The sequence below is a fragment of the Clostridium beijerinckii HUN142 genome (genome assembly GCF_000621745.1).
Taxonomy (GTDB): domain Bacteria; phylum Bacillota; class Clostridia; order Clostridiales; family Clostridiaceae; genus Clostridium; species Clostridium beijerinckii_A.
Window position 1 is genome coordinate 70,468 of record NZ_KK211337.1, and the last position, 14,010, is coordinate 84,477.

The window sequence follows — 14,010 nt, forward strand, 5'->3', positions numbered from 1 at the left end:
ATAAGGAAATATACAGGTAGTGGAATCTAGAAAGAGTTTATAATATAATGAAACATTAATGAAAAATAGATATTCGATGCAAGCAAAACAACATATGTATAGTTAAAGGATGAATTTGTATGATAACAAGGGTAGGATTTAAGCAAAAGAACATAAGTATAATTAATAATTTGCTATATACTATATTATTAAGTTTATGGGTTACTCCATACTATATTAGAGGTGTTGTATTAGGACAAAATATAAGATCTACTAATATAATAGGTATATTAGCACTATCTATACTATTTATTATTTATTTATTAAATCTAGAGAAAGGTAATAGAGTGTTTTTGACATTAATATGTATATTGTCATTAATATATACTAATACTCAATTAATAACAAGCTCCAGTATATATGTAATTATTAATTATTATCTAGAAATAGTATTTCCACTAATTTTGTTGGATTTTAAATTAAAAGTAGAAGAATTTCCTAAAATATTTCGAATGTTTTTAAAGATATTTAACTTATTTGTAATAATATTACTTGCTTTGGGTGTAATTGATTTTGTGGACAATCACATAATCATTAGCACATTAGTTGAGTTATTTAATGATATAGGATTTACTGAATTGGTTAATAGCATGGGAGAAACTCGATATTTTTCATTTATGGGGCATCCATTATATAATTGTGAAATTTTTTTGATATTTTTTATAATTAATAATTTAAATAACAAATATTTTAAATCAATATTAAATCCAATAGTTATAACATTAATTTCAATTATTGGAATAGCATTAACAGGAAGTAAAACTGGGTTAGTATTAATAATTTTAGGTGTTTTTGTTTTAAATATCTATAATAAAAAAGTTTTTATATTTCAAATAGTGTTGAGTTTTATTGCTTTATATATCGGTATTTTCAATACTACAATTGAAAGATTTAATGGATCATTAACAACAGGAAGGAATGAAATGTGGGAAGTAATTACATCATTTGATTATTTTCCGATAAAGTTTTTTAATGGATATGGAAGCGGATTTACATTTAAATATAATAATATTGTAAATGGTGCATCAGCAGCTTTTGAATATCCTGCAAGAATGTTCTCATTAGAATATGGAATCTTATTCACGATAATATTATATGTAATTTTTACAATTCCCCTAATAAAACTTTTGAGAAGAAAACACTATTTTATACTGATGGGATATATGATTGTTTTTGTAGATATAAATACTTATAATGGAATCGCTTTAGCCCAAGATCACATGTTAATGTCATGTCTTATATTATTTATTATGATTAATATGTCTAATTATTTATTTTTTAGCAAAAATATGACATCCAAAGATAAGTAAATTATATTTTTATAATTATTGAGTGATGCATTACATAAGTTGTAGTAATTAAAAAGTAGGAGGTTGAAGTGAGTAATAAGTCAAACCTAAAAAGTGGAATAATAATAACATTTATAGCAAAATACAGTAATGTTATTACGCAATTAATAATAAATTCAGTGTTGGCTAGATTATTAATGCCGGAGGAATTTGGCGTAATTGCAATAATAACTGTATTTATATCATTTTTTAGCATTTTAGGAGACATGGGAGTTGGACCTGCCATAATACAGAATAAATTCTTAGGTGATAAAGAAATATCAGATATATTTAAATTTTCAGTAGCAGGAGCATTAGTAATTTCAATTGGATTTTACTTATTTTCATATATTATAGCTTTTTTTTATACAAATGAAATTTATATAAAGTTAGGATTTTTATTATCATTTTCTGTATTTTTTTCTATATGCAATATAGTACCTAATGCCATAATATATAAAAAGCAAAATTTTAAATTAATAGGATTAATTAATTTATTTGTTAATATTGGTGTGGGAATTATTACTATAGTACTCGCAATAAATAGATGGTCATACTATTCATTGATATTTGATTCTATTTTAAAAAGTTTGTTTAATTTCATAATATCATTTATATTCTGCAAAATGAAAATTAAAAAAGGATATTCCTATAACTCAATTAAAAAGATAAAAAGTTATTCTAGTTATCAATTTTTGTTCAATTTTGTAAACTATTTTACTAGAAACCTAGATAATATACTAATAGGAAAATATTTAGGATCATCAACATTGGGATATTATGATAAATCTTATAAACTAATGCTATATCCAGTACAAAATTTAACAAATGTCATAACACCAGTACTTCACCCAGTGCTATCAGAGTATCAAAATCAAATTGAAATTATCTACAAAACATATTTAAAGATAGTTAAAGTTCTTGCTTACATAGGGATTTTCATATCAGTATATTGTTTCTTTACTTCAAGAGAAATTATACGTATAATATATGGCACTAATTGGGACATGTCTATACCTATTTTTAGAATACTATCAATATCGATAGTTTTGCAGATGGTTTTATCTAGTATTGGATCAATATTTCAAGCAACTGGATATGTAAACAAATTATTTTCTACTGGTCTTATATCAGCATGTTTTACTATAATATCAATAATTATTGGTGTAGTTAGTAGTGACTTAAATATATTAGCAATAATGCTGGTTATTTCATTTGGGTTTAATTTTATACAGTGTTTTTATGTATTAATAACTAAAGTATTTAAAAAAAAATTTAGTGAATTCTTGCTTAGTATAAAGAATGTAGTAATAATTGCTCTTATTATGGTATGTGGGTATTTATTAGCATCCCCAATTTACATAGATAATGAGTTTATTAGTGCATTAGTAAAATTAATAATAGGAATTATAACTTATTTAATTGCTTTAATTGTAACTAAAGAATATAAGTTATTAAAAACTTTTATTATAAGATAATATGATTTGCGCTACTTGTGAAGTAATAATAGTTATTATTTTTAATTAATTTTTCAATGAAATAGCATAAAGCAATTATAAATAACCATTAAGAAAAGAGGTGCGACATGAAAACAATTTTTATAGTTCCGTATTTTGGAAAATTACCCCGATATTTTGATTTATATTTATTGTCTTGTAGTTATAATACTGAATTTACATGGATTTTTTTCACAGATGATAAAACAAGTTATGATTATCCAGATAATGTGAAAGTTGTTTATACATCTTTAATTGAGATTAAAAAGATGTTTGAGGAAAAATTAGAAATGAAAATTAGCTTAGATACAGCGTATAAATTATGTGATTATAAAGTTGCATATGGATTTTTGTTTGCTGAGTATATACAAGATTATGATTATTGGGGATATACTGATACTGATATAATTTATGGAGATTTAAGTAAATATATAAATAACAAATTAATATCATCTAAGTATGAAAAAATATTCAATATGGGGCATTTAACACTTTATAAAAACAATTCTTATACAAAAAATATTTTTCGAGTTAAAACTGAAAAATCACTTGATTATGAAAAGGTGTTTACTACTAGCAAATTTTATGCATTTGACGAATGGCAGGGAATGGTTCAAAAATGTATAGATTTAAATATAGTAGAGTTCCAAACAGATTACTATGTCGCCGATATAATGCCGGAAAGAAAAAGATATGAAACGTGGCCGTTAAAATATAATCATAAAGATCAAGTTTTTGCTTGGGACAATGGAAAAGTTTATATGATATATTTAGAGAATAATGAAATACAAAAATCAGAATTTGGTTATATACATTTTCAAAAAAGAAGCTTTAAAGAGATTTGCAAGGCAAATGAGATTATAGATAATAAATTTTTAATTGCACCATTTAAGTTTATTACAGGTATGGATTTAAATAATAAAGAAATTTTTAATTATAACAGATTGAATAAAATACAAGGCATTCAGTATTTTGCTAATTTCTATATAAAAAAAGTGAAAAAACTATTGGGACAATACTTAATACCAAAAATGATAGTTAAAAATAAATAGTATATTAAACTTTTAATTTTAAGATATACTCCTTATAATAAAAGAGTTTATATATAGCTGGTTTTAGTAAAGGTAGACCATGAGTACAGCATAGCTGATTTTAATTTTGAGATAGTTAATGAAAGATTTAAAAGTGCAAATTTTTAAAAGTAAATAAACTAGTTTTTTAAGATAGCAATTAATAAGGTTACTCATGAAATGAATTTGCTTTAGGCAAAACACATTTCTTATAAATAGACGCTGGAGTAGTGTTTTGAAAGTTTTATTATTGATAGTTCTTTGTTATAAGGAACTTAGTTTATATTTTTAAAAAAGTGAATCTTAGGCTATATGAATTTTGTTCAACTTTCGCTTCATACTTTACGGTTAAATCAGTATATAAAGTACATGATTTATAACAACATAAATTTAATGGTAGAGTAATAAATTTAAAGGTTAAAAACTTGATTAATGCGTAGAGTGGTTGAAAAGATATATGAATACATTTTCGTATGATACTGTGCCATTTAATAGATTATATTTCTTCATATGTAAATATTATAATATTAAGTTTGATTAAAGATATTTGATCATATTTCAATGAATTGTAATTACTGAGTATGTAGATCTATAGAAATGAAAGCGACTCTAAGAAAGGATAATTATTATCTATTGAAATGCGTAAAATGGCGAGTTCACGGAAAATAATTTCATATTATAATTATAATGAGGAGTGATATTATGAAAGGAATAGTACTAGCTGGTGGTTCAGGCACCCGCCTTTATCCAGTAACAAAGGCAATGTCAAAGCAAATGGTACCAATATACGATAAACCAATGATTTATTATCCAATGTCCGTACTTATGCTTGCAGGTATAAGAGACATATTAATTATATCCACACCAAGGGATATAGTTAATTTTAAAGAGCTATTTAAAGATGGACAAGAATTAGGATTAAATATTTCATATGCAGTTCAAGAAGATCCTAATGGTCTTGCAGAAGCATTTATTATTGGAGAAAAATTTATTGGTGATGATAATGTAGCAATGGTTCTTGGAGATAATATTTTCTATGGACAAAGCTTTACAGAGCATTTAAGAAATGCTGCAAGTTTAGAAAAAGGTGCATATGTATTTGGTTATTATGTTCAAAATCCAAAGGCTTTTGGAGTAGTTGAATTTGACGATGAAGGCAGAGTTATTTCTTTAGAAGAAAAGCCGGAAAAACCAAAGTCTAAATATGCAGTTCCGGGACTGTATTTTTATGACAATTCAGTAGTTGAAAAGGCAAAAGTATTAAAACCGTCTCCAAGAGGAGAATTGGAAATAACAGATTTAAATAAAGCTTATATGGAAGAAGGAACCTTAAAGGTTCAATTATTAGGACGAGGCATGGCATGGCTTGATACAGGAACTCATTCATCTATGCTTCAAGCTTCTAATTTTGTTGAAGCTGTTCAAAATACTCAAGGAACATATATAGCTTGCCTTGAAGAAATTGCTTATAGAAAAGGGTGGATAAGCTCAGAAGAAGTTATTGAACTTGCTAAGCCATTAATGAAAACTGGATATGGTAAGTATTTAATGGACATAGTAGAGGAAATGGAACTACAAAAGGTTAAATCAGAAATTGCAGCAACTAAAAACATATAAGGAGCTAATGAGATGGGAAATTTTAGTTTTAATAAGACTAGTATAGATGGAGTTTACATAATAGAACCCAAAGTTTTTGGAGATAACAGAGGTTATTTTATGGAAACTTATAATAGGGAAGATTTTTCAGGTGCTGGCCTTAATATGAATTTTGTTCAAGATAATGAATCTAGATCTAGTAAAGGAGTACTTAGAGGACTTCATTTTCAAAGAAAACATAGCCAAGGTAAGCTTGTTAGAGTAACTAAAGGTGAGGTTTTTGATGTAGCTGTTGATTTAAGAACTGGCTCTTCTACTTATGGCAAGTGGGAAGGTGTTGTTTTAAGTGAAGAAAATAAAAAACAATTTTACATTCCAGAAGGTTTTGCTCATGGATTTTTAGTACTTTCAGATGAAGCTGTATTTAATTATAAATGTACAGATTTTTATGCTCCAGAGTATGATGGTGGAATTGTGTGGGATGATTCAGATATAAATATAGACTGGCCAATGGACGTAATAGAAAATGTAATTCTATCTGAAAAAGATAAAAATCATCCAAATCTTAAAGATTTAGATTTAAGTGATTATGAAGATTTTAGATTGTAGGATTTCAAGGAGTATGGATTTATGAAAATATTAATAACTGGATCAAAAGGTCAATTAGGTAATGAGCTTTTAGATATAATAAAAAGTGGAAAAGCTGAAATAGGTGAAGTTTCAGAGACTATAAAAAATCTGAAGTTATAGCACTAGATGTGGATGAATTAGATATAACTAATCTAGAACAAGTTAAAAATAAAATCAATGATTTAAAGCCAGATGTAATAATTAACTGTGCAGCGGCAACAAATGTTGATGGATGTGAAAGTAATGAAGATTTTGCATTTAAAGTTAATTCAATTGGTCCTAGAAATTTAGCAATAGCATCTGAAGGAGTTGGAGCTAAGTTAGTTCAGGTATCAACTGATTATGTATTTAGTGGAGTCGGAAATAAGCCATTAACTGAGTATGATTTAACAGCTCCATATAGTGTATACGGAAAAACTAAGCTTTTAGGTGAAAACTATGTGAGAGAGCTTTCTTCAAAGTACTTCATAGTAAGAACAGCTTGGCTTTATGGTTATGTAGGCCATAACTTTGTTTATACTATGAGAAGACTTGGGAAAGAAAAAGAATGCCTAAATGTAGTAAATGATCAAAGGGGTAATCCTACTCATGCTAATGATTTAGCTTATCATATATTAAAATTAATACAAATAGAAGAATATGGAGTATATCATTGTACAGGTAAGGGAGAATGTACATGGTACGACTTTGCTAAAATGATAATTGAATTATCTGGCGAAAAATGTGAAGTTAAACCTTGCACTTCAGAAGAGTATAAAACTCCAGCAAAAAGACCAGAATATTCATCTCTTGATAATATGATGCTAAGATGTACTGTAGGCGATGATATGAGAGATTGGAAAGATGCTATAAAATCATTTATTGGTAAAACGAAACTTATTCAGAGGGAGTTTTAATCTCCATCTGAATTTAGTTGAGTTAATCTAGGGTCGTGCTATTCTTTACTCCGTCCTAAATAAAAGCAGATACTAAAAGTACAATCTGCATTTTTCAGTGAATCACTTTTGTTTTTAAGGACTATGGAGTATTAGAAGAGCTAGACATCAGATAAGTTAGATAAGTAAAGGAGTCATAGTGATGAAAACATATTTAGTTACTGGAGGAGCTGGATTTATAGGCTCAAACTTTGTTTTATACATGTTAAATAAATATAAAGATATTAAGATAATAAATTTGGATAAATTGACTTATGCCGGCAATTTAGAAAATATTAAATCTATAGAAGACGATAAAAGACATACATTTGTTCAAGGAGATATTTGTGATAAAGAATTAGTCTCAAATCTTTTTGAGAAATATGATATTAATTATGTTGTTCACTTTGCAGCAGAATCACATGTTGACAGAAGTATAAAGGAACCAGAAATATTTGTGAAGACTAATGTACTCGGAACAGTTAATATGCTTAATTGTGCAAAAGAAGCTTGGGAAAATACAGATGGATTTAAAGAAGGTGTTAAATTTCTTCATGTATCAACCGATGAAGTTTATGGCTCTTTAGGAGATGAAGGATTCTTTGTGGAAACAACACCAATAGACCCTCATAGTCCATATTCATCAAGTAAAGTAAGTTCTGATTTAATGGTTAAGGCTTATTATGATACATATAAAATGCCTATAAATATAACAAGATGTTCAAATAACTATGGACCATTCCAATTTCCTGAAAAACTAATTCCACTATTAATTAATAATTGCCTACAACATAAGGAATTACCTGTATATGGAGATGGAATGAATATAAGAGATTGGCTTTTTGTAGAAGATCATGCAAAAGCAATTGATATGGTTATTAATAGCGGCAAACTTGGAGAAGTTTATAATGTTGGTGGTCATAATGAAAGAACAAATATACAAATAGTTAAAACAGTTATATCGTACATAAATGAAAATGTGGATAAAGAAGTAACAGAAAACTTAATTAAGTATGTTGAAGACAGAAAAGGCCATGATAGAAGATACGGAATAGCTCCTGATAAAATAAAGGCAGAACTAGGATGGTATCCTGAAACTACCTTTGAAGTAGGGATCAAAAAAACCATCAAATGGTATTTAGATAATTCTAAATGGATGAAGAATGTAACATCAGGTGATTATCAAAAATATTATGAGAAAACGTATATATTTAAGAAGGATGTGAAGTAAAATTAAGAAGATTAAAATGTGAAGAAAATCATCAAGTACAATCAAGACAGAAAATTTATAATGAGTGAACATACGAAACTACTTCTAACTAGAGCACAATAGGAGACAAAGATTCTGATGGAAACCTAAATCAAAAGCTGTCTATTTTAATTAAGTAATATTATGGATGGTTGGAAAACCTATTGAGTAATCTTTAATAAAAGTTTACTGTACATCTAAAAAGGAATCTTGATGTATTAGAAACTTATACTATCAAGGTCAATGGTATTTCGGAGTAAAGTAAGGAAACTAGTATATATTGAAATAATAAAGCTACATTCACAATTCTAATTTTAGTAAGGCAGGTGTTTAATTAAGACTAGAATGGAGAAATTTAATTACAATATATAGTTTTTAGATTTTTATTTGAAATTATAAATATCGTCTAAAGAAGGCTGATTATGTGATGTCATATACATATAAATTATGTCTCAGCCAAAAGGCAGGTTAACCATAAATGAAAGGGAAAGGTATTCTGTATTTATTATAGCTAGACGTTTTGTAAACTTCTGGTAAATGTATATCTAAGGAGGGGGAAAATGATAAATTTACTAGTATTAATGGTTGCCTTTTTGGTATTATCTGTTATCTTTATAGATCGTAAAAGTAATATTGAAAGTAATAAGATTTTTATGTCTAAGAAACATACAACAGTACTTAAAGGTGTAGCAATGGTTCTTGTATTAGTATCTCATATAGGAGGGTATGGTTATAATATTGCAGTGACTCATCCATTGGGTGCGATTGGAGTATGTATTTTTCTAATTGTTTCTGGATATGGATTAAATGAGTCAATTAAGAGAAAAGGAAGAAAGTGTTATTTTAAAAATAGAATTAAAAGAGTTATGATACCTTATTGGATAGTAATATTAATATCTTATATCACACTATCATTTTCTAAAGATACAATTTTAAATCTAATTCAATATATGTTCTTATTAAAATTGCCTGAAGGTTCATATTGGTATATTGAGTTTATATTGTGTTGGTATGTGTTCTTCTACTTTATATCGCTAATAAAAAATAGAAATAAAAAAGCATTAGTAATGATTGTGGTAGCAATTATATTTTCTTTACTAAATCTAAGTGATAGAGTATATGTATGGCAGATTGTCTCGTTTCCAATAGGTGTAATAATTTCTGATTATGCTGATACAATATATAAAATGTCCTTAAAGGCTAAAAAGGCTACCATATTTATACCACTAATAGTATTAGTTATTTCAGTAATTATTAAAAAGATGCCTTTTGTAGAAAACAATGAGTTAGGTTTTACGGATACATTGTGTCAAATCACGTTATCTTTGTCAGCTGGAATATTTATAGTAATTATTATGTATATTCTATATGATCTAAAGGTTTGGAAAATTACGTCTTATATTGGTGAAATATCATATGAATTATATTTGGTACATCCATTATTATTATCTATTATTATTAAAAATAGTTCCGCAATATTTTTATCCATATTTATAATAAGTACAATTTTATTATCAGTATCGCTTAATAAAATATGCAAATTAATTTTAAAAAGTAATAGGAATTGGTTAAATTATTACCTAGATTTATTTCATTAATTAATGGAGTATTTTAAACTCTGTAAATTTTTCGTTTTAGGCTGTTAGAAATAATAATCTAAGGGAGTGAGTTAAATATGATTAGTGAAATATTAATCTTGTCTATTAAATCTATATTAATTGTAATAATATAGATTTAATAGACAAATTGAAATAACAAGTTGAACTAATTTCTACTTATGCTTAAACACTTGTATTTACTTATACTTTATCTAAATGTGTTTTAAATAATTCTTCAGGAGTTTCATAATTAAGTATGCTTCTGGGAAGAGTATTCAGTGTAGAAGATCATACAAAAGTAATTAATATGGTTATTAATGTCGGCAGACTTTAAGAAGTTTACAGTGTTGGTGTTCATAATGAAAGAACAAATATACAAATAGTTAAAACAGTCATATCGTATATAAATGAAAATGTAGATAAAGATGTAACAGAAAATTTAATTAAGTATGTTGAAGACAGAAAAGGCCACGATAGAAGGTACGGAATAGCTCCTGATAAAATAAAAGAAGAACCAGGCTGGTATCCTGAAACTACTTTTGAAGTAGGAATTAAAAAAACTATCAAATGGTATTTAGATAATTCTGAATGGATGAATAATGTAACATCAGGTGATTATCAAAAATATTACGAAAAAATGTACACCTCTTAAAAAAGCAGCTGTGCTGCAATTAAGAACTTTAATAACCTCTTAAAAAAGCAGCTGTGCTGCAATTAAGAACTTTAATAACCTCTTAAAAAAGCAGCTATGCTCCTGACTAGCACCTCGGAGGTCCCCAAATTGCAAGTACAAGCATTGCACTAAATGAATTATTTGGTGCAATCTTTTTGTTGAATTCAATTGTGGAATTACTCAAGTGAAAATTGAATATTATATTTATATTAAAAAATATGGGAGAAAAATGAATGAATAAGAAGATAAGAAAAGCAATAATTCCAGCAGCAGGTCTTGGAACAAGATTTTTACCTGCAACTAAGGCTCAGCCAAAGGAGATGCTTCCTATAGTGGATAAGCCAACAATTCAATATATTATAGAGGAAGCAGTTGCCTCAGGTATTGATGAAATTCTCATTGTTACTGGTAGAAATAAAAAATGTATTGAAGATCATTTTGACAAATCTGTTGAGCTTGAAATGGAGCTTGCAAAAAACCATAAGGATGAATTATTAGAATTAGTTAAAGATATTTCAGATATGGTTGATATTCATTATATAAGACAAAAAGAACCTAGAGGATTAGGACATGCTATTCATTGTGCTAAGAGCTTTGTAGGTAATGAACCTTTTGCAATTCTTCTTGGGGATGATATAGTATATAATGAAGGGAAACCTTGTTTAAAGCAGCTTATTGATTGTTATGATGAGTACAAAACAAGCATTTTAGGTGTTCAAAGTGTTGAACCAGAAGATGTATGTAAATATGGTATAGTTGATGGAATAATAATAGAAGATAGAGTTTGCAAGGTCAAGGGATTAGTAGAAAAGCCAAGTATAGAAGATGCACCATCTAATACTGCAATACTTGGTAGATATGTAGTTACTCCTGCAATATTTGAAATTTTAGAAAATACAAAACCTGGTAAGGGAAATGAAATTCAACTTACAGATGCATTGCTAGAGCTTGCTAAAAGTGAAGCTATGTATGCCTATAACTTTGAAGGAAGAAGATACGATGTTGGAGATAAGCTTGGATTTTTAGAAGCAACAGTGGAATATGCTTTAAGAAAACCCGAAATTAAAGATGAGTTTATAGAGTATTTAAAAGATATAGTAAGATAATGACCAATAAGTAAGGTGAAATTTATTTGTTTAAAAGCGAGTCAGTCGCAAGTCCCTCACTAGCACCCCAGAGGTTCAAGAACTTGTAAGTACAATCATTGCACTAAGTGAAAGTTTAGTGCAATTTTTTGTTTTAAGTAAAAGGGGTTAAACTAAAAGGATGTACTTTAAAATGAAGATCCTTAAATCTTATGCAATGTTGAACGAAGAACGTGAATTTACTTTAAATTACACGCATTTTAAGTGAATAACTTTTTCGAATCCTTTTCCATATAAATAAACAAAAGTTTTAGGAACAAAAATAAAGACCAGCTTTTCATTAGAAGTAGTTATTTTAGTTTCTTCTACCGACCATTTTTCTATAGGTCCGTGAGAAGAAACATCTGTTATCACTCCAGTATCAGCATAAGGGATAAATTTTGCGACTTCTTTGGGAACCCAAAAAAGTACTCTATAATGATACAATCCATCTTTCCCTATTATTTTATCATATGACAGAGTAGCTCTCTTTTCAGTAGAATTACTTTTACTTGAGTTATTATTTGAACTTGAGTCTGAAATTGAGAAAATACTAGCATATCTTAGCAATGGAGGGCAGAGATTTATAGGTAGGAAGATGAACATTAGTATACATAAGAAAAGTGATATTAGTATAAAGTTATTTTTATGTTTTTTAATCATTAAAAAACTCCTTATTATTGCTTAATATCTAGTATTTTAAACTAATTTAGATTTTTTTATACTTCTTAAAAAGGCCCGTTACCATGAGGTAACGAGCCTTTTTATCTTATGCTACATCAATTTTAGTAACATTTTTCTCTGTCAATTGAGCTCCAGATTTTTTAACCAAAGCTCCAGAAGAAGAGAAGAAGACATTCTTTTGAATAATTATGTCCATTAGAGAATTTACTTGAGCAGGAGTAATATCTGGTTTAACTCCGCTGATGCTAAAGTTGCTTTTTAATCCATTTTCAGTTATAAAAGTTAATGCTAAAACATATTCCATAATTTAAAGCCCCCTAAAAAATATTTTTTGATAGTAGTTAAAGACTGGTTATATAGATGAAGGACAGGAGAAAGTACCTTTTTGAATATTAGGTAAACTAGTATTACTTAAAGCTTAATACACATTTGGAAAGGAAATTTGAATGTTTAATTGTAGTGTTTTTTTATTCCTGAGTAAGGTTTGAAGATTCATTTAACAAAGTTGATCTTGTGCCAGTGGACATAACACTCTTAATTGCTTCTCCTACTGCGTATGCATTTTCAGGAGCTACGTCAGTCCTTACATTAGCGAAGCTTTTCTTACTGTAGATTGGGTCGCCCGCTTTATCCAATCCACTTTGAACCTCGATGCTTAAAGATGTAGTTTTGATTTGTTTTGCTACTGCCATATTTTCTTACCTCCTAAATTTTGTTCTCATATTGTATATACACAAAAATTGATTTTTATAAAGGGTAATTTGAAAATTTTTTTGAAATTTATTTTTTATTTTAAATTTTGAACCTCGCTATCACATGAAGTATCAATGACAACACCTAATTTAGTGGAAATTATAGTATTTAATTTGTTTATTGAAGATGAAAGGGTGGAGAGTTGTTTTTCAAGGCGAAATAGTAAATAAGCACAAACTGCTATAGGAAATCCAGCATTGGTAATAAGGCTCATCATATCGTTAATTCCCATAATTCATTACCTCCAACAATACAATTTTTTAATTTTTTTAAAGCATTTTTCTTTCTTTTTAAAGCTGTCATATATGATACATTCTCATGATAAGCATAATTTGTAAGGGTATTTTTCATAAAAAAGACAAAGTTTATTAGATATCTCTCTGAATCGCTTAAATCATTTTTTATTGCAGACAATAGTTTAATATTCTCATATTCAAGTTTCATACTTTCATCTTCTATATCATTGCTTAGAGAAGTATTACATTCAATATCGTCACTTAAAGAGAAAAATCCATCAATATCTTTTCGATTATTATATCTTTTTAGTAAAACACTTAAATTATTTTTTATGGAATTTGTGGCATAGGCAACAAAACGATGAGTATTTAAATCGTAATGATCTATGCATTTAAAAAGCATTAAGAAGCATTCATTTTTAATATCGCATTTTTCATAACCATGGATAAAAGTTCTCATAGATAATGAATTTATAAGTGGAGTAAATTCCTTAATTAAATTTTCTTTAGCTTTAAGGTCACCATCTTTAGCCTTACCGGCTAAGTGTTCAATATAATCATAATTCACATATAATCCCTCCTAAAATTTACTTTTCATAAGAGATATACAGAAAAAAAGA

Annotated in this window: 13 protein-coding genes and 2 pseudogenes; 10 read left to right on the forward strand and 5 right to left on the reverse strand. The window is 27.6% G+C overall.

What is annotated here, in order from left to right; translation table 11 throughout:
- Positions 1–119 precede the first annotated feature (119 nt).
- From T483_RS0123985 to galU, 10 genes and pseudogenes are all read left to right on the forward strand, one after another.
- Complete coding sequence (locus T483_RS0123985; protein WP_026889101.1) at positions 120–1,349, forward strand: oligosaccharide repeat unit polymerase; 1,230 nt, start codon at positions 120–122, stop codon at positions 1,347–1,349.
- A 68-nt stretch (positions 1,350–1,417) separates the two neighbouring features.
- Positions 1,418–2,845: a lipopolysaccharide biosynthesis protein gene (locus tag T483_RS0123990; RefSeq protein WP_026889102.1), complete on the forward strand. Its 1,428-nt coding sequence runs from the start codon at positions 1,418–1,420 to the stop codon at positions 2,843–2,845.
- 107 nt (positions 2,846–2,952) lie between these two features.
- A complete protein-coding gene (locus tag T483_RS0123995; protein WP_026889103.1) occupies positions 2,953–3,915 on the forward strand; it encodes a DUF6625 family protein in 963 nt (320 codons plus the stop codon).
- A gap of 720 nt (positions 3,916–4,635) precedes the next feature.
- Positions 4,636–5,550: a glucose-1-phosphate thymidylyltransferase RfbA gene (gene rfbA / locus T483_RS0124000; RefSeq protein WP_026889104.1), complete on the forward strand. Its 915-nt coding sequence runs from the start codon at positions 4,636–4,638 to the stop codon at positions 5,548–5,550.
- A 12-nt stretch (positions 5,551–5,562) separates the two neighbouring features.
- The gene (gene rfbC / locus T483_RS0124005; RefSeq protein WP_026889105.1) at positions 5,563–6,138 is read left to right on the forward strand and encodes a dTDP-4-dehydrorhamnose 3,5-epimerase; all 576 of its coding nucleotides are present in this window, start codon (positions 5,563–5,565) and stop codon (positions 6,136–6,138) included.
- 21 nt (positions 6,139–6,159) lie between these two features.
- Positions 6,160–7,055 (forward strand): annotated as a pseudogene (rfbD, locus tag T483_RS29805) (dTDP-4-dehydrorhamnose reductase).
- Positions 7,056–7,236: 181 nt separating this feature from the next.
- Entirely contained in the window at positions 7,237–8,304 is a 1,068-nt protein-coding gene (gene rfbB / locus T483_RS0124015) for a dTDP-glucose 4,6-dehydratase (protein WP_026889106.1), read from the forward strand.
- A 578-nt stretch (positions 8,305–8,882) separates the two neighbouring features.
- A complete protein-coding gene (locus tag T483_RS0124020) occupies positions 8,883–9,920 on the forward strand; it encodes an acyltransferase family protein (RefSeq protein WP_026889107.1) in 1,038 nt (345 codons plus the stop codon).
- 280 nt (positions 9,921–10,200) lie between these two features.
- Positions 10,201–10,572 (forward strand): annotated as a pseudogene (locus T483_RS30705) (GDP-mannose 4,6-dehydratase); the annotation flags it as partial.
- A 254-nt stretch (positions 10,573–10,826) separates the two neighbouring features.
- On the forward strand, positions 10,827–11,699 hold the full coding sequence (gene galU, locus T483_RS0124025) for a UTP--glucose-1-phosphate uridylyltransferase GalU (protein WP_026889108.1): 873 nt from the start codon (positions 10,827–10,829) through the stop codon (positions 11,697–11,699).
- Between the two features lie 228 nt (positions 11,700–11,927).
- Here galU and T483_RS0124030 read toward each other — a convergent pair whose 3' ends face one another.
- The 5 genes from T483_RS0124030 to T483_RS0124050 form a co-directional block, all read right to left on the reverse strand.
- Positions 11,928–12,380, reverse strand: coding sequence for a hypothetical protein (locus T483_RS0124030; RefSeq protein WP_026889109.1), 453 nt, complete (start codon positions 12,378–12,380; stop codon positions 11,928–11,930).
- Positions 12,381–12,486: 106 nt separating this feature from the next.
- Positions 12,487–12,705 (reverse strand): DUF2922 domain-containing protein, encoded by a 219-nt coding sequence (locus tag T483_RS0124035; RefSeq protein WP_026889110.1) that lies wholly within the window; start codon positions 12,703–12,705, stop codon positions 12,487–12,489.
- A 163-nt stretch (positions 12,706–12,868) separates the two neighbouring features.
- The gene (locus T483_RS0124040; RefSeq protein WP_026889111.1) at positions 12,869–13,093 is read right to left on the reverse strand and encodes a DUF1659 domain-containing protein; all 225 of its coding nucleotides are present in this window, start codon (positions 13,091–13,093) and stop codon (positions 12,869–12,871) included.
- Positions 13,094–13,188: 95 nt separating this feature from the next.
- Positions 13,189–13,386, reverse strand: a complete 198-nt coding sequence (locus T483_RS0124045) for a YvrJ family protein (RefSeq protein WP_023973389.1) — start codon at positions 13,384–13,386, stop codon at positions 13,189–13,191.
- A complete protein-coding gene (locus T483_RS0124050) occupies positions 13,368–13,958 on the reverse strand; it encodes a sigma-70 family RNA polymerase sigma factor (RefSeq protein WP_026889112.1) in 591 nt (196 codons plus the stop codon). Before T483_RS0124050 ends, T483_RS0124045 begins: the two co-directional genes overlap by 19 nt.
- Positions 13,959–14,010: the final 52 nt, after the last annotated feature.

What these genes read in the sequence shown, in the direction of transcription:
- rfbA (WP_026889104.1), top strand. Translation starts at nt 4,636, where the DNA reads ATGAAAGGAATAGTACTAGCTGGTGGTTCAGGCACCCGCCTTTATCCA.
- T483_RS0124040 (WP_026889111.1), bottom strand. Translation starts at nt 13,093, where the DNA reads ATGGCAGTAGCAAAACAAATCAAAACTACATCTTTAAGCATCGAGGTT.
- T483_RS0124020 (WP_026889107.1), top strand. Translation starts at nt 8,883, where the DNA reads ATGATAAATTTACTAGTATTAATGGTTGCCTTTTTGGTATTATCTGTT.
- rfbC (WP_026889105.1), top strand. Translation starts at nt 5,563, where the DNA reads ATGGGAAATTTTAGTTTTAATAAGACTAGTATAGATGGAGTTTACATA.
- T483_RS0123995 (WP_026889103.1), top strand. Translation starts at nt 2,953, where the DNA reads ATGAAAACAATTTTTATAGTTCCGTATTTTGGAAAATTACCCCGATAT.
- rfbB (WP_026889106.1), top strand. Translation starts at nt 7,237, where the DNA reads ATGAAAACATATTTAGTTACTGGAGGAGCTGGATTTATAGGCTCAAAC.
- T483_RS0124030 (WP_026889109.1), bottom strand. Translation starts at nt 12,380, where the DNA reads ATGATTAAAAAACATAAAAATAACTTTATACTAATATCACTTTTCTTA.
- galU (WP_026889108.1), top strand. Translation starts at nt 10,827, where the DNA reads ATGAATAAGAAGATAAGAAAAGCAATAATTCCAGCAGCAGGTCTTGGA.
- T483_RS0124045 (WP_023973389.1), bottom strand. Translation starts at nt 13,386, where the DNA reads ATGGGAATTAACGATATGATGAGCCTTATTACCAATGCTGGATTTCCT.
- T483_RS0124035 (WP_026889110.1), bottom strand. Translation starts at nt 12,705, where the DNA reads ATGGAATATGTTTTAGCATTAACTTTTATAACTGAAAATGGATTAAAA.
- T483_RS0123985 (WP_026889101.1), top strand. Translation starts at nt 120, where the DNA reads ATGATAACAAGGGTAGGATTTAAGCAAAAGAACATAAGTATAATTAAT.